We start from the raw sequence: 15,915 nt of genomic DNA on the forward strand, positions 1-15,915 counted from the left end.
TTTTTTATTTTAGAGTTAGTTTCCAAACTCACCTGTCGCGCGTTCTTTTGCCCATTCTCTTAAAATAAATTTTTGTAACTTTCCTGTTGAGGTTTTTGGAATCTCGGTAATCACTACATCTTTCGGAACTTTAAAGCGCGCCAGCTCCTTTTGGCAATGCATAATAATATCTTCTGCTGAAGCTGAGATACCTTGCTTTAATTCAATAAAAGCACAGGGAACTTCTTGCCAGCGTGGATCAGGTTTTGCAACGACTGCAGCAGTTAAAACGGCTGGATGGCGATAAAGAACATCTTCGACTTCAAGTGATGAGATATTTTCGCCACCTGAAATAATAATATCTTTGGAGCGATCAGTAATTTTCGCATAACCATCAGGATGACATACGGCTAAATCCCCTGTATGGAACCAACCGCCTTTAAATGCCTCTTCGGTGGCTTGTGGGTTTTTAAGATAACCTTTCATCACGATATTGCCACGAAACATAATCTCACCCATGGTTTCACCATCATTGGGTACAGGCTGCATAGTTTCAGGATCTAGTACGCGCATACTGTCTTGTAACGGATACGGAACGCCTTGACGTGAATGTAATTGAGCTTGCTCTTGGATAGATAAATCACTCCAACCTGCTTGTGCAGCACATAAAGCAGATGGGCCGTAAGTTTCAGTCAAACCATACACATGATTGACATTAATACCTATATTTCGCATCCCTTCAATAATGGCAACGGGAGGCGCTGCGCCAGCCACCATCACTTCGACATGATGATCAAATGATGTGCGTTGATCTGTTGGGGCATTGATGAGCATGGACAGTACAATAGGAGCACCGCAGAAATAATCGACTTTGTGTTCATAAATATATTTGAAGATCAGAGCAGGATCGACACGGCGTAAACAGATATTCGTACCGCCACTAGCAGCAATAGACCAAGCAAAACACCAACCATTGCAATGGAAGAGCGGTAATGTCCACAGATAAACAGCACGAGGTTTCATACCGCAAGCCAAGATATTACTTGCCGCATTGAGGTAAGCGCCACGATGATGATAAACCACGCCTTTCGGGTTACCTGTAGTTCCCGAAGTATAATTCAGACTAATGGCATCCCATTCATCTTGTGGGAGCAACCATTCAAATTCAGGATCACCTTGAGCTAACCAAGATTCATATTCGTACTGCCCAAGTGCGATTTGTTCAGCATCATATTCCTCATCAAATACATCAATCACAATAATATCTTGATTGATCAGTGTTAATGCTTCTTCTGCAAGGGTTTTAAATTCAGGGTCGACAAGCAGTACTTTTGATTCTGCATGCGTAAGCATGAAAGCAATAGTTTTTGCATCCAAGCGTGTATTCAGCGTATTGAGTACAGCACCTGCCATTGGTACTGCAAAATGAGCTTCAATCATTGCAGGGACATTTGGTAACAGTACTGAAACGGTATCGTTTTTTTGAATACCTAGATTTTTGAGTTGATGTGCAAACTGGCGACAGCGTTGATAGGTTTGCTGCCAAGTGATTTGACGAGCACCATGAATAATTGCTGCTTGATGAGGGTAAATATAAGCAGCACGTTCTAAATAGCGTAAAGGAGATAATGCGACAAAATTTGCAGGGGTTCTTGGTAATTCATCATATGCACTCACCATGTGTCTGTACTCCATTTCTGTTATTTTCATATATCTATAACAACATAGTGTGTTGTTAAACGGAATTCATTTAGGCTTTAGTCTGAAGTGTTGCCTGAATGATTTTGGTTTTTCTGAATCAAAGGTTTCATCCTTATCTAAACCTGTGTAAAATCTTGAATACTTTTTTATCCGCCGTTTTTTATCTTTTGAGGATTCCTCCTCAATACATAATCTCGCGGTGATATGCTCCTTCGTATAGGGCATCACTCCTTAAGGATTTTATTATGCCAATCATTACTTTACCAAATGGTGATCAAAAGCAATTTGATCATCCGATTTCCGTGATGGAACTTGCTCAAAGCATTGGTCCAGGTCTTGCAAAAAATACAGTTGCTGGCCGTATCAATGATCGTTTGGTGGATGCTTGTGATTTAATCACAGAAGATGCGACAGTTCAGATTATTACCCCGAAAGATGAAGAAGGTCTAGAGATCATTCGTCACTCATGTGCGCACTTGGTAGGACATGCTGTTAAGCAATTGTTCCCTGAGGCGAAAATGGTTATCGGCCCAGTGATCGAAGAAGGTTTCTATTACGATATCTGGATGCCACGCCCATTTACTTTGGATGATATGGCGGCGATCGAAGAGCGTATGAAAAAGCTCATCGATCAAGACTATGATGTCATCAAAAAAATGACACCACGTGATGAAGTGATTGCAGAATTTACAGCACGCGGTGAAGAATACAAATTACGCTTGATTGCAGACATGCCAAATGAAACACAAATGGGCTTGTACTACCATCAGGATTATTTGGATATGTGTCGTGGTCCGCACGTACCAAACACTAAATTTTTAAAATCATTCAAACTCACTAAAATCTCTGGTGCATACTGGCGTGGTGATGCGAAGAATGAACAGCTACAACGTATCTATGGTACGGCTTGGGCTGATAAAAAACAGTTAGCAGCTTATATCAAACGTATTGAAGAAGCTGAAAAACGTGACCATCGTAAAATTGGTAAAGCTTTGGACTTATTCCACATGCAAGAAGAAGCACCTGGTATGGTGTTCTGGCATGCGAATGGTTGGACAATCTACCAAGTGCTTGAGCAATACATGCGTAAAGTTCAGCAAGACAATGGTTACCAAGAAATTAAAACACCACAAATTGTTGATTTCACTTTGTGGGAGAAATCAGGACATGCAGCGAACTATGCTGAAAACATGTTTACGACTCATTCAGAAAGTCGTAACTATGCAGTAAAGCCGATGAACTGTCCTTGTCACGTACAAGTGTTCAATCAAGGCTTAAAATCATACCGTGATTTACCAATCCGTTTAGCGGAGTTTGGTTCATGTCATCGTAACGAACCATCTGGTTCATTACACGGAATTATGCGTGTTCGTGGCTTTACCCAAGATGATGCACATATTTTCTGTACCAAAGAGCAAATTGGTAAAGAGGTTGCAGACTTTATTAAACTGACTTTAGATGTTTATAAAGACTTCGGCTTTGAAGAAGTGCAAATGAAACTTTCAACACGTCCTGAAAAGCGTGTAGGTGATGATGCGCTTTGGGATTTAGCAGAAAAATCTCTTGCTGATGCTTTAGATGATGCTGGCTTGGCTTGGGACTTACAACCAGGTGAAGGTGCATTCTATGGTCCGAAGATTGAATTTTCATTAAAAGATTGCTTAGGTCGTGTGTGGCAATGCGGTACAATCCAATGTGACTTCAATTTACCTATTCGTTTAGATGCTTCATATGTGACGGAAGAAAACGAACGTGATCAACCAGTCATGCTGCATCGTGCAATACTTGGTAGTTTTGAGCGTTTTATTGGTATACTAATTGAACATTACGCTGGTTTCATGCCACCTTGGCTTGCCCCAGTTCAAGCTTGTGTTATGAACATTACTGATTCTCAAGCTGAGGCGAGTGAGCAAGTCGTTGCAAAACTCAAAGAAAATGGTCTTCGTGCTATTTCTGACTTGAGAAATGAAAAAATCGGATTTAAGATTCGTGAGCGTACCCTAGAGCGTATTCCTTATCTTCTGGTTCTTGGTGACCGAGAAGTTGAAGAGGGAACTGTCAATGTCCGTACTCGCTCAGGAAAAAATTTAGGTACTATGTCAGTGGATGCATTCATTGATCTAGTGAAATCTGCCGTAGCCGAACGTGGCCGGTACATTGTGGAGTAATAAAGATTAAACAGCCTGACCGTAACCAACAACAAGGTGCTAAAAGTAACCGTCCTGCGATTAACGACGAGATCCGTGCAAAAGAAGTACGCCTTGTTGCTGCAGATGGAGAACAAAAAGGTGTCGTTTCATTAACTGAAGCATTACGTGCTGCTGAAGAAGCAAATCTTGACCTTGTTGAGATTGTTGCTAATGCAGAACCGCCTGTTTGTAAAATCATGGACTACAACAAGCACTTGTTTGATTTGAAACAAAAGCAAAAAGATGCGAAGAAAAAACAGCATCAAGTGCAAGTGAAAGAAATCAAGTTACGTCCAGCAACGGATGTAGGTGATTATCAGGTAAAATTGCGCGCAATTTTACGTTTCCTTGAAGAAGGAAATAAAGTGAAAATTACCTTACGTTTCCGTGGTCGTGAGATGGCGCATCAGCAACTTGGTCTAGCTCAATTGCAAAAAATTGAAGCTGACGTTGCGGAGTTTGGTGTAGTAGAACAAGCTCCGAAGATGGAAGGTCGTCAGATGGGCATGTTACTTGGTCCGAAAAAGAAAAAGTAATTTTTCTAAAAAAAAGCACCGCAATAGGCGGTGCTTTTTTATGCCTAAAATTTCTTGTTCAATAGAAAAAATTAAAAAAACTAGCAAATATGATGAAAGATACAATATTCTAAAATTAGTTGAAAAGTGAATTATTGGTAAGCGAGGATATATGTCAATTATTAATGGGACTGATGAGTTATCGGAAATCAATCAAAAAGTCGTGCAAGAAGGCGAAATCCTACCTCAAGTCAGATTGAGGGATGGTAGTCGTGTACAAACAGGCACTGTCGCAACAATGCTACACAATATTCATTTATATAACATGGGTGTGCGTGGTGATGTGGAAGATGAGCTTGCTTTAGCGATTCCAACCTTAGTGAAAGTAGGATTGTTTGATTTGTTTAGTGTAGATGAGTGGATTAATGGCAATAATGCTGGTCGCAAATTTGTTGGAGAAAAAGCAAAAGCATTCTTGGAAAAATCAGACACAATTTTTTAAATCACTCTTTGCAATAGACTTTTTATTGTTTCTTTTCGTGCTAGGCTGCTGATCAATAACTATGAACTGTGCTATAACGCAACAACAGTCAGAATAACGATGAATAGGGCAACATAAATGATTGACTTATATTATTGGGGAACTCCCAATGGGCACAAAATAACGATTGCTTTAGAAGAAATGAAACTCGATTATCAGATTTTCCCGATTAATATTTTAGAAAACGATCAGTTTCAACCCGATTTTCTTAGGATATCTCCAAATAATAAAATTCCTGCAATAGTCGATCAAAATGGACCGCGTGGAGAACCTATTTCAGTATTTGAATCAGGTGCAATTCTACAATATTTAGGTCGTAAAACAGGTTTGTTTTATCCAACTGATGAACAAGAACGTGTTGAAGTTGAGCAATGGTTGATGTGGCAAATGGGTGGTTTCGGTCCGATGCTGGGTCAGAATCATCATTTTAGTAAATTTGCACCTGAACGTATTCCTTATGCGATAGAGCGCTATGTGAATGAAACTAAACGTCTGTATGGTGTGCTCAACAAACAATTAATTGGTCAAAAGTTTGTAGCTGGTGAATACTCTATTGCGGATATGGCTATCCTGCCGTGGGCGTTGCGTTACGATTGGCAAGGCATACAGCTTGAGGATTATCCATATGTTCAAGACTATATTGAACGTTTGACCGCACGTCCTGCTATTCAAAAAGCATTATCGATCAAAGTTTAATTTTATTATTACTACCGTGTTTAGTGATTATATTAAGCATTGGGCTCTTCTCATGGGATTACTGATCGTAGTAGCAGTGAGTTGCAGTCTGATGCAATATTTTTTAGCGATAGATAATTTTGAATGGATGGTCTTAGTTTTAATATTAAGTACAGGCTTTTTTTTTGCTTCACTATTTGCACTTTTACAAGTCAAAGCAAAGCATTCTGTTTTTTATACAGGTGTTTGTGGAGGCATTTTCGCTTTATACCTTATCTTACTTTTTTATGTTGATCTCACACTGTTGATTGATTGGAATGCTGTTTCAGAGGGTGAGATACAATTAACAATATTACAGAAAATGATTAAATCTGATGTCGCATTTTGGATTGCTTTTATTGTTCCATTTTTATATTCAAGCCCTCTGTACACGACAAATTTCATAGGGCCCTTGTCCTATCAGGCTTTTTCTTTCTTAAAATTGCGAGCACTTTCTTAAATTCTTCTTTTTTTCCAAAACCAATCAAACGTAGAATAGCCATTTGAACATAGTCCAAACCGTAGCGAAATAAACTTACTGAAAGTCGTCCATGCTTCTTTATTTTTATCGCTTTTTTTCGATCATGTTGCCATTCACCTGTTAAATAGCACCAACAGAAACCGATAGCTAGCACTGCTATCAATTTCTTGACTCGTCCAGGGTCTGTTAAACGAGTATTTTCAAGATTGAATCCACGTCCTTTGAGACAACTAAATAAGGTTTCGATTTCCCAGCGTAATGCATAATCACGAATAGCAGAAGCATTAAACATAGGAGAAACAACAAGTAAAAGTTCCCCATCTTCTAATCGTAGCGCACTAATATACAGTTTCACTCGACCAACCCAAATACGTCGTTTACGACATTCAGTTTGACCAACTTGAAGATGACGAAATAAATCACTAATTTTATGATTCCTGGCTAAGTGATTGGTCACAATAAAGTTTTTTTAACACGTATACAGAAGTTGATGTCATTTTCAATTAACCATGTAAACCATTTCTCACCGATAAATTCTCTGTCTGCGAACACATTCACAATACGGTCTTTACCAAAAATAGAGATAAAGCGTTGAATCAAAGCAATACGCTCTTTTGTATCTGAATTTCCACGTTTATTGAGCAATGTCCAAACAATAGGTATCGCTATTCCACGATAGACGATGGCTAACATCAAGATATTGATATCTCGTTTTCCCCATTTCCAATTGGTTCTATCTAAAGTCAGTTGCACTTTGTCGAATGAAAACATATTGAAAATCAACTGAGAAATTTGACGATAATCAAAATACTGACCTGCAAAGAAGCGTTGTATACGTCGATAAAATGATTGTGGTAAGCACTTGATGGGTAAGGCTTTAGATGCAGAAGAAAGATTACATGTCTGTTTTACAATTAATGCAATCATAATCAGTGTAAAACATTTTACATGTGACTTGTTCCACTTTAGATATTTGTTTAAGATGAGATGTAACTCATTGAAATGTGTCATCATATTCGTCGTCAGAAAACAAGTATTATGCCATTATTTCAATGAGTTATCTTTTTTTGTCGTGTACAAAGATTCAAGCCTAAGTTATATTGTCCGATCTAAATCGGAGCCCAAAGTTTCGTGATCTCTTATCTTTTGTTATTTATTTCTGCTTTTGGTGCAGCGACATTATTGCCTCTACAGTCAGAGGCAGTCTTAATGACTTTACTGGTGCAGGGGCTTTCTAGTCCATTTTATTTGATCTTAGTTGCGACTGTAGGCAATGTATTAGGCTCATGTGTGAACTGGTGGTTAGGGCTGAAAATTGAACATTTTAAAGATAAAAAATGGTTTCCTGTTTCTGAACAGCGTTTAGTACAAGCACAACAGATTTATCATAAATATGGTTTTTATTCTTTATTATTAAGCTGGACTCCTGTCGTTGGAGATCCGATCACTTTAATTGCAGGGTTGATGAAAGAAAATTTTTGGCGATTTTTGCTGATCGTTACGATTGCCAAAGGTGGGCGTTATTTAACTTTATATGCTTTATATCTAGGTGTTTTCTGAGGGTAGGGAAAGCTTACAGGCTTTCCCTAAGTGTTCTAATGATCCGAACCTTTGGTGATATCGACTTTAAATAAATCAGTTGTTTTGAACCAACAATAAGTCACCACAGCAAGTGTCATACATCCGCCAAAAATGGTTGCAGTTATGGTTCCCATATACTTAGCGGCTAAACCAGATTCAAAAGCGCCGAGTTCATTGCTTGAAGAAACGAACATGCCATTAACCGCAGCAACACGACCTCGCATATTCTCAGGAGGGAAAATCTGTAAGACGGTTTGACGAACGACAACAGAAACACTATCACATGCACCCGTCATTGCCAGTGCAAATAGAGATATCCAAATGTTATTTGAGTATGCAAATAGAATAGTAAAAATACCAAAACCAGCAACAGCGAATAACATATTTCGCCAAGCATGATGCGTTGGTGGAAATTTGGTTAAAACAATCATTGTTAACAATGCACCAATTGATGGAGCAGCACGTAAATATCCCAATCCTTCTGGACCGACCTTTAAAATATCCTCAGCAAATATAGGCAGAAGTGCAATTACCCCTCCAAATAATACTGAAATAAGATCTAATGATATGGCCCATAAGACAATTTTGGTTTTCCAGATAAAGCGAAAACCGTCTGTCAGACTTTGAAGAACGTTCTCAGTTTCCATTTTTGGAAAAGTTCTTTTTTGAAGTAGGGTAATCAGAATAAAACAAGTTGCTAACAATCCTGTGACTGCGAACAAGCTGGTCTCTCGCCCAAGAAATGCCAGCATAAATCCACCCAACATTGGACCGATAATCACGCCACTTTGCCAACCAATCGTCGTCCATGTTGCACCATTCGCATAAAGTTCACGTGGAATAAGAAATGGTTTGAGAGAGGTTGCTGAGGGATTGTAGAAACCTCGAATTGTTCCTAATGCAAAAATGACTGCATAAATTCCCCATGACAAAATTGAGACACTAATCTTTTCTAAACCATATAAATGGAAGAGTGCCCAGAGCACGAGTGGTAATGGTGCTGCAAAAAATAAACAGACCTTCATAATGGTTTGCTTATTGAGCTTATCTGCAAAATAACCACCCCATAAGGAAAGCGCAATAAATGGAATGGCTTCAGCTAAACCGATAAAACCTAATGTTAGTGGATCACGTGTGATTTGATACAGTGAATAAGCAACGATAATTTCTTGAATCAGAATTGCCAGTGTTAAGCAGAATTGATTCAAAGTAACGATGGAGAAATCTCGATAGCGCAATGCAGCAAAAGCATCTTGTTGTGTATTCATTTCGAGTGTTTATGATGGAATTGAAGCTATTATAAGCAAGTAATTAATGTAAATTTCTCGTATTTTGAGAATTAATGATGGAAAATTTCGTTTGAGTAAAAGTCTTGCTCTTACTCAAAAAATGAGCATTTTACTTTTGTTTTATTCGCAGATGTTATATCATGCTGCCTTCCTTACCTGCAGGTCGATTTGCAATAGTGCAAACGCGCCGAACAGGTGCCTAAAAGAGGTTACTATGGCTAAGTTAAAAACTCGCCGTGGTGCAGCTAAACGCTTCAAAGCGACTGCAAACGGTTTCAAGCGCAAACAAGCATTCAAGCGCCACATTTTGACCAAAAAATCTGCTAAGCGTATCCGTCAATTGCGCGGTTGTGTAATGGTTCACGTAAGTGACGTTGCATCAGTTCGTGCTATGTGCCCATACATCTAAGGAGATTATAAATGGCTCGTGTAAAACGTGGTGTAGTGGCTCATCGTCGTCACAAAAAAATTCTTGCTCGCGCTAAAGGTTACTATGGTGCTCGTTCACGCGTTTACCGCGTAGCGTTCCAAGCGGTAATCAAAGCTGGTCAATACGCTTACCGTGACCGCCGTCAAAAGAAACGTCAATTCCGTGCTTTATGGATTGCGCGTATCAATGCTGGTGCTCGTCAAAACGGTTTGTCATACAGCCGTATGATCGATGGCTTAAAAAAAGCTCAAGTGATCATCGACCGTCGCGTATTAGCTGACATCGCTATGCATGATGCAGTAGCATTTGCTGCTTTAGCTGAAAAAGCTAAAGGCGCATTAGCTGCATAAGCTTAGAGATTCAAAAGAAGGCCGCTTTTTAGCGGTCTTTTTTTATGGTTTTAGGATTTAGTAATAGAGAATAATTAGAGATCAATAAAATCTCCTAAAAGAATAGGAGCATCCATAATTTATTTTTTTTATAACCGTAAATTATTGCTTTTAGTAGTCTAAGTTTTCACAATTTAAGTATGTGATTTAAATTGTGAAAACTCTATTTTTTATGGCTAAATATTTTTTTAATTTAGAAAAATGATCTTAATAATTAGTTCGCTTTTGCACAGTTTTTGCTTCTTTAACATTCATATACAAGTTGGGTGATCAACACTTACCTGAACAAATTTTTGTGGAGGTTGAATTGCAAAGCAATCGAAAAGGTCAAATACGTACAGCTAACTTTGGAGATGTAGCTAAAATCGCTGAGATTCACGTACAGTGTTGGAAAGAAACTTACGCAAATATCCTTAATCAAGAAATATTAGATCAATTAGATGCACAGGAAAAATTGATATTATGGCAAGCAATCACAAGAAGTTTAGATCATCAATTGTTAGTGTATATTGAAGATCAAAAAATAAAGGGTTTTATAGATGGATTTTTAAATCCTGAAAATAATGTAGCTGAAATTCGCGCTTTTTATCTTTTGCAGGAAATCCAAAAACAAGGTATTGGGCGTGAAATGTTTCAATGCTTTTACGACTATGTTGTTCAGAAAAGATATCAGTTTATTCGTTTAGAGGTTTTTAATAAGAATCCCAGTCGTTTCTTTTATGAAAAGATTGGAGCCGAATTGATTGGAGAAGCCGAACTTCCAGAGTTCGGCGAAGGAATAACGGAGCTAATTTATCAATGGGAAATTTAATCTAATTAAAAGTTGTACGCTTTTATTAAAGCCCAAAATAATAAGCGACCAAACAGATAATTACTGTAAGAATAATTAATTTAATGACGCTAGAAGCTCCAACCTTGTGTGGATGAGCTTCATTGAACTGTTGTGGGATTTCCATGGTTCGGTCGATGATCTCTGGTTCATCCATGGTAAGTTGAGCTGTCTGATAATGATTTGCTGTTTTGACGATTAATTTAGCGAATAAATCCTCAGCCTTCTGTGAAAAATTACGAAGATTGATTTGTTCTTCAGGGCTAATAAGTTCACCAGAATCTGTATAAGGGTGCTTTTTTTGTTCTTCTAAATAGTCGATAAGTGCTTGTGTTCGATGTAATAATTGATGAGCACAATCAGCTGGATAATCTGTTGGGATCAACGCCAAAAGTGTTTCATCAGGCTGATTATGATCTATTTCGTAGCCATAAAATGGGAAATCTTGTTGTTCAGGTTCTAAAAAGTATTCCGCATATTTGCTATTGAATAATTCGCGCTCTAAAAATTTTGAGACATCGTTCCAATTGATTTTCTGTAAATCAGTATCGATTTTTTTAGCGTATTTATCATTTAATTCATAGCGCCAAAATGTCTCTTCTCTTATTGTGTTTTTTTGAGAAAAAGGTGTTTCAAATTCCTGATCAGTGTTAAACCATTCAGCGAGTTCATGTCCGCAAATCCAAGCGGTTTTTTTATTGGCTTGATGACTTACAATAAAATGTGCAAATGGTAGAAGCTCGACATTAGGATTAGGATTTTGTTCGTCGTTGAGAATACTAGAAAGATGTAAGCTTAGTTTTTTGACGCCTTGTTTTTTCAAACCCTCAAGCCAAATTTGGAAATGTTGTGCCAGCAAATGTTGTGATAGTAGATCTCTGAAGATTAAGCAGTTTTTACTGAAAATAGGATGTTCGATCCAGCGATTAAAGTTTAGATTTCCTGCAAGAAATTCATTGCCATAGCTAACAAGTGTAAGTTGTTGTTTCCAGATTTGATCAAGCGCCATCGTTATTGTTTCTCATTGACGATACTCGTATCTTATACATTTTATTCAGATATTGATTATTTTTTTGCGAAAATTTATTGCACCACGGGCATTTGTTGTCCATTTGGGCATAAAGTTTAACGCTAAAAAGTACTCTATTTAAACAGTCCTTTATCTTCATAAACTAGGTAAAAAGCTGATAAACTATAGCGTTTTATTATATTTCTATAATTTGTTGCTTTGAGAGTTACTATGTCACTGGAAGCCCTGACCACTGAAGCGCTTGCTGCCATTGCAGCGGCTCAAGACCTTGCCGCACTCGACCAAGTTCGTGTGCAATTTACAGGGAAAAAAAGCCAGCTTGCAGAGCAGTCTAAAGCATTAGGAAAAATGGATCCTGAAGAGCGCAAAGTACAAGGTGCTGCGATTCATGCTGTTCGTGAGGCTATCAATGCTGCTTTGACTGAACGTCAGCAGACACTACAACAAGCTGAGTTGGCAAAAAAATTAGCAAGCGAAACGATTGATATCACTTTGCCTGGTCGCGGTCAGCGTATGGGAAGCATCCATCCTGTGACTCAAGTTCAGGAACGTATTTGTCAATTCTTTACCAAAGCCGGCTTTCAGGTTGCACATGGCCCAGAAGTTGAAGATGATTATCACAACTTTGAAGCCTTAAATATTCCAGGTCATCATCCAGCACGCGCGATGCATGATACTTTCTATTTCGATGCAACGCATTTACTTCGTACTCATACCTCGGGTGTACAAATTCGTACCATGGAAACGAGTCAGCCGCCAATTCGCATTGTGTGTCCTGGCCGTGTATATCGTTGTGACTCGGATCAAACGCATTCGCCGATGTTCCATCAGATCGAAGGTTTGTACGTTGCTGAAAACACTAGCTTTGCTGAGCTAAAAGGTCTATTGATTAATCTTCTGAATGAATTTTTCGAAAAAGATTTAAAAGTGCGTTTCCGTCCATCTTACTTCCCATTCACTGAACCAAGTGCTGAGGTGGATATTATGGATGAACGCGGTCGTTGGTTGGAAGTTTTAGGTTGTGGCATGGTACATCCAAATGTACTTCGTGCTTCTGGTATTGATCCTGATAAATACAAAGGTTTTGCTTTTGGTTTAGGGGTAGAGCGTTTTGCAATGTTGCGTTATGGCATCAATGACTTACGTATGTTCTACCAAAATGATGTGCGTTTTTTACGCCAGTTTGCCTAACAGTTTTTCAGGATTAAATAAGGTTTATACAGATGAAAATTAGTGAAAATTGGTTACGCACATGGGTGAACCCAGCGATTGATAGCGAAACCCTTTCTGATCAATTGACCATGCTTGGTCTGGAAGTCGATGAACTTGCACCTGTGGCAAAGCCATTTACAGGTGTCGTCATTGGAGAAGTACTCACTGTTGAACAACACCCTGATGCAGATCGCTTACGTGTTACGACTGTAAATATTGGCTCTGGTGATCCATTACAAATCGTTTGTGGTGCGCCAAATGTCAGTGTAGGAATGAAGGCACCTGTTGCAACCATTGGTGCAGTACTACCAGGCGATTTCAAAATTAAGAAAGGCAAGCTTCGTGGTATTGAATCACAAGGTATGCTATGTGGTGCTTCTGAAATCGATTTAGAAGACAAGATTGATGGCTTGTTAGAGCTTCCTGCTGATGCGCCTGTTGGCATGAATATCCGTGAATATTTAAAACTTGATGACAATGTGATTGACATCAGTATCACGCCAAACCGTGGTGATTGTTTTAGTATTCGTGGTATTGCACGTGAAATTGCAGTCATCAATCAATTGAATGTAAATGAACCTAAGATTCAATCAATAGCAGCAACAATTGCTGATGAGAAAATCGTTAATATTACAACTGAAGGTACACCGCGCTATTTAGGTCGTATCGTAAAAAATGTAAATGTTAAAGCTAAAACACCTGAATGGATGGAACAAGCACTCGCTCGTTCAGGGATTCGCACACATAGTATTTTGGTTGATGTGACCAACTATGTATTGCTGGAGTTGGGTCAGCCGATGCATGCCTTTGATTTAGCAAAAATCGAAGGATCAATTCAAGTTCGCCAAGCACAACCTCAAGAAAAATTGCTCTTGCTCAACGATCAAGAAGTTGAGTTACAAGAAGACATTATGGTTATTGCTGATCAGCAAAAAGTTTTGGCAATCGCTGGAATTATGGGGGGCTTGGATTCCTCAGTTACAGACGATACGCAGGATATTTTCCTTGAAAGTGCATTCTTCGCACCTTTAGCAATTGCTGGTCGTGCGCGTCGTTTTGGCTTGCATACTGACTCATCTCAACGTTATGAGCGTGGTGTCGACTTTGAGTTACCAATGATTGCAATGCATCGTGCTTCTGAGCTTATTCAGGCTTTTGCTGGTGGAGAATTTGGCCCAATTACAGTAGCAGAGCAAGCTGAGTTATTACCAAAACGAGAAGCAATTCCACTGAAGCAATCACAAGTCGATCAGTTGCTGGGTTATGAAGTTGCTGGTGAGTTTATTGCTGATGCATTAGCTCGTTTGGGTTGTATGGTGGAAACAAAAGCTCAAGGTGAATGGAGTGTTGTTCCACCATCACATCGTTATGATATGGCAATCTATCAAGACCTGATTGAAGAAGTTGCACGTATTCACGGTTATGACAACATTCAAATCAGTTTGCCAAAAATTGATGTGAAATTAGAAAAATATCAGGATCGTTTCGAAGTCGCGCAGCTTCGTCAAACTGTTGCAACTTTAGGTTATCAAGAAGCGATTAGTTTTAGTTTTGCTGATGCAAAATTGGAAAAACAGTTAAATCCAAATGTACAACCTTTAATGCTTGCTAATCCGATTTCTAGTGATTTAGCGGCAATGCGTAGTACTTTATTATCAAGCTTGATTCCTTGTGTTCAATATAATTTAAACCGCCAACAGCAACGTGTACGCTTCTTTGAATTAGGTTTGCGTTTTGATTATCAAAATGCAAAAGATATTCATGATCTTAAACAGATCCCAACACTGGCATTGATTGCGGTGGGCTCGCGTACTCCTGAATCTTGGCATATCAAGCCGCAAGCGATGGACTTTTTTGACTTTAAAGGCGAAATAGAAGAGATATTAGCTGCTGGGCGTGTGAATGTTGATTATATTCGTACCGAAAGAGAGTGGTTACATCCTGGTCAATCTGCTGAAATATTGGTTGATGGCAAGTCAATTGGATATTTAGGACGTTTGCACCCATCATTAGAAAATGCACTTGATTTGGGCATTACTTGGGTTGCGGAATTGGATCAACAGGCTGTTTTGCAATCTTATGTATCTAATTTTACAGAATTATCACGTTTTCCATCGGTTAGACGTGATATTGCGCTTTTAATCTCTGATAAGATTGAGGTAAGAGATATTCAGCAGTTAATCAAACAAACAGGTGGTGAGTTACTTGACTCAACTTGGTTATTTGATGTGTATACGGGGCAAGGGGTTGAACAGGGCAAGCGCTCATTGGCATTTGCTTTGTTATGGCAGCATCCGACTCGTACGCTTGAAGATGCTGAGATCAAATCTGGTATGGATAACATTATTCAAGTGTTGGAAGACACTTACCAAGCGACATTGAGGGCCTCATGACAGCATTAACAAAAGCAGAGATGGCGGACCATTTAAGTGAGCTTACTAGCTTAAATCGCCGAGAAGCAAAGCAAATGGTTGAGCTATTTTTTGATGAAATAAGCCAAGCCTTAATTGCGGGTGAACAAGTCAAACTTTCTGGATTCGGTAATTTTGAATTGCGTGATAAACGTGAACGCCCTGGGCGAAATCCTAAGACTGGCGAAGAAATTCCAATTTCTGCTCGTCGTGTAGTGACGTTTAGAGCGGGTCAGAAATTTAGGCAACGTGTTGGAAATGAGCAGATCGATTGATCTGCTTTTTTATATCTACTTTATTTAAAATTGAACATAAAAATATCAAGCATAAAAAAAGAGAACCGTAAGGTTCTCTTTTTTATAATCTAAAATTAGATTATTGAGCAGCAGAAGCAGCAACGTCAGAAGCAGCAACGTCAGAAGCAGCTTCAGCAACGTCAGAAGCAGCTTCAGCAACGTCAGAAGCAGCAACTTCAACAGCTTCAACAGCTTCAGAAGCAGCAGCTACAGCTTCAGAAGCAGCAGCGTTTGCATCAGTAGCAGCTTCTTCTTTCTTAGAGCAACCAACGAAAGCTAAAGTAGTAGCGATAGCAGCAACAACAGCAAATTTTTTGAATAACATGGC

At 38.9% G+C, this 15,915-nt stretch carries 17 protein-coding genes; 12 read left to right on the top strand and 5 right to left on the bottom strand.

The window, feature by feature from the left end:
* Positions 1-15: 15 nt before the first annotated feature.
* Positions 16-1,659 carry an acyl-CoA synthetase gene (locus tag Q9Q86_RS00265; protein ID WP_112987074.1) on the bottom strand — a complete coding sequence of 548 codons (1,644 nt, stop codon included), beginning with the start codon at positions 1,657-1,659 and terminating at the stop codon, positions 16-18.
* Between the two features lie 266 nt (positions 1,660-1,925).
* On the opposite strand from Q9Q86_RS00265, the gene thrS reads away from it, so the two are divergent.
* From thrS to Q9Q86_RS00290, 5 genes are all read left to right on the top strand, one after another.
* Positions 1,926-3,848, top strand: coding sequence for a threonine--tRNA ligase (gene thrS / locus Q9Q86_RS00270; protein ID WP_004906717.1), 1,923 nt, complete (start codon positions 1,926-1,928; stop codon positions 3,846-3,848).
* 5 nt (positions 3,849-3,853) lie between these two features.
* Positions 3,854-4,405, top strand: a complete 552-nt coding sequence (gene infC, locus Q9Q86_RS00275) for a translation initiation factor IF-3 (RefSeq protein WP_075696111.1) — start codon at positions 3,854-3,856, stop codon at positions 4,403-4,405.
* Between the two features lie 151 nt (positions 4,406-4,556).
* Positions 4,557-4,886, top strand: a complete 330-nt coding sequence (locus Q9Q86_RS00280; RefSeq protein WP_112987075.1) for a hypothetical protein — start codon at positions 4,557-4,559, stop codon at positions 4,884-4,886.
* 117 nt (positions 4,887-5,003) lie between these two features.
* Positions 5,004-5,621: a glutathione S-transferase N-terminal domain-containing protein gene (locus tag Q9Q86_RS00285; RefSeq protein WP_004906725.1), complete on the top strand. Its 618-nt coding sequence runs from the start codon at positions 5,004-5,006 to the stop codon at positions 5,619-5,621.
* A 52-nt stretch (positions 5,622-5,673) separates the two neighbouring features.
* Positions 5,674-6,099: a hypothetical protein gene (locus Q9Q86_RS00290; RefSeq protein ID WP_227540280.1), complete on the top strand. Its 426-nt coding sequence runs from the start codon at positions 5,674-5,676 to the stop codon at positions 6,097-6,099.
* Here Q9Q86_RS00290 and Q9Q86_RS00295 read toward each other — a convergent pair.
* Positions 6,041-7,131, bottom strand: a protein-coding gene (locus Q9Q86_RS00295) for an IS4-like element ISAba33 family transposase (protein WP_100222603.1) whose coding sequence is annotated in 2 segments (ribosomal slippage) — positions 6,041-6,591 and positions 6,591-7,131 — 1,092 coding nt in all. Because the reading frame shifts where the segments join, the coding sequence is not laid out codon by codon here. The genes Q9Q86_RS00290 and Q9Q86_RS00295 overlap by 59 nt on opposite strands.
* Positions 7,132-7,254: 123 nt before the next feature.
* On the opposite strand from Q9Q86_RS00295, the gene Q9Q86_RS00300 reads away from it, so the two are divergent.
* Positions 7,255-7,680 (top strand): YqaA family protein, encoded by a 426-nt coding sequence (locus tag Q9Q86_RS00300; RefSeq protein WP_112987081.1) that lies wholly within the window; start codon positions 7,255-7,257, stop codon positions 7,678-7,680.
* A gap of 35 nt (positions 7,681-7,715) precedes the next feature.
* Here Q9Q86_RS00300 and Q9Q86_RS00305 read toward each other — a convergent pair whose 3' ends face one another.
* The gene (locus Q9Q86_RS00305) at positions 7,716-8,969 is read right to left on the bottom strand and encodes an MFS transporter (protein ID WP_112987076.1); all 1,254 of its coding nucleotides are present in this window, start codon (positions 8,967-8,969) and stop codon (positions 7,716-7,718) included.
* Positions 8,970-9,204: 235 nt separating this feature from the next.
* Between Q9Q86_RS00305 and rpmI the strand changes: the two genes are divergently transcribed.
* From rpmI to Q9Q86_RS00320, 3 genes are all read left to right on the top strand, one after another.
* Positions 9,205-9,399, top strand: coding sequence for a 50S ribosomal protein L35 (gene rpmI, locus Q9Q86_RS00310; protein WP_004637967.1), 195 nt, complete (start codon positions 9,205-9,207; stop codon positions 9,397-9,399).
* Between the two features lie 11 nt (positions 9,400-9,410).
* Positions 9,411-9,770 carry a 50S ribosomal protein L20 gene (rplT, locus tag Q9Q86_RS00315; RefSeq protein WP_000124858.1) on the top strand — a complete coding sequence of 120 codons (360 nt, stop codon included), beginning with the start codon at positions 9,411-9,413 and terminating at the stop codon, positions 9,768-9,770.
* A gap of 346 nt (positions 9,771-10,116) precedes the next feature.
* Positions 10,117-10,620, top strand: coding sequence for a GNAT family N-acetyltransferase (locus Q9Q86_RS00320; protein ID WP_171293828.1), 504 nt, complete (start codon positions 10,117-10,119; stop codon positions 10,618-10,620).
* A 25-nt stretch (positions 10,621-10,645) separates the two neighbouring features.
* Here the strand turns inward: Q9Q86_RS00320 and Q9Q86_RS00325 are convergent, their stop codons facing one another.
* Positions 10,646-11,647 (bottom strand): hypothetical protein, encoded by a 1,002-nt coding sequence (locus tag Q9Q86_RS00325; RefSeq protein ID WP_112987078.1) that lies wholly within the window; start codon positions 11,645-11,647, stop codon positions 10,646-10,648.
* A gap of 231 nt (positions 11,648-11,878) precedes the next feature.
* Between Q9Q86_RS00325 and pheS the strand changes: the two genes are divergently transcribed.
* The 3 genes from pheS to Q9Q86_RS00340 are packed head-to-tail and all read left to right on the top strand — an operon-like array spanning position 11,879 to position 15,566.
* Positions 11,879-12,859, top strand: coding sequence for a phenylalanine--tRNA ligase subunit alpha (gene pheS, locus Q9Q86_RS00330; RefSeq protein ID WP_004955712.1), 981 nt, complete (start codon positions 11,879-11,881; stop codon positions 12,857-12,859).
* A gap of 32 nt (positions 12,860-12,891) precedes the next feature.
* Complete coding sequence (gene pheT / locus Q9Q86_RS00335) at positions 12,892-15,273, top strand: phenylalanine--tRNA ligase subunit beta (protein ID WP_112987079.1); 2,382 nt, start codon at positions 12,892-12,894, stop codon at positions 15,271-15,273.
* Complete coding sequence (locus Q9Q86_RS00340; RefSeq protein ID WP_004664224.1) at positions 15,270-15,566, top strand: integration host factor subunit alpha; 297 nt, start codon at positions 15,270-15,272, stop codon at positions 15,564-15,566. Before pheT ends, Q9Q86_RS00340 begins: the two co-directional genes overlap by 4 nt.
* A 100-nt stretch (positions 15,567-15,666) precedes the next feature.
* Here Q9Q86_RS00340 and Q9Q86_RS00345 read toward each other — a convergent pair whose 3' ends face one another.
* Positions 15,667-15,912, bottom strand: coding sequence for a hypothetical protein (locus Q9Q86_RS00345; RefSeq protein ID WP_112987080.1), 246 nt, complete (start codon positions 15,910-15,912; stop codon positions 15,667-15,669).
* Positions 15,913-15,915: the final 3 nt, after the last annotated feature.

The organism is Acinetobacter sp. A22 (genome assembly GCF_030913345.1).
GTDB lineage: Bacteria > Pseudomonadota > Gammaproteobacteria > Pseudomonadales > Moraxellaceae > Acinetobacter > Acinetobacter junii.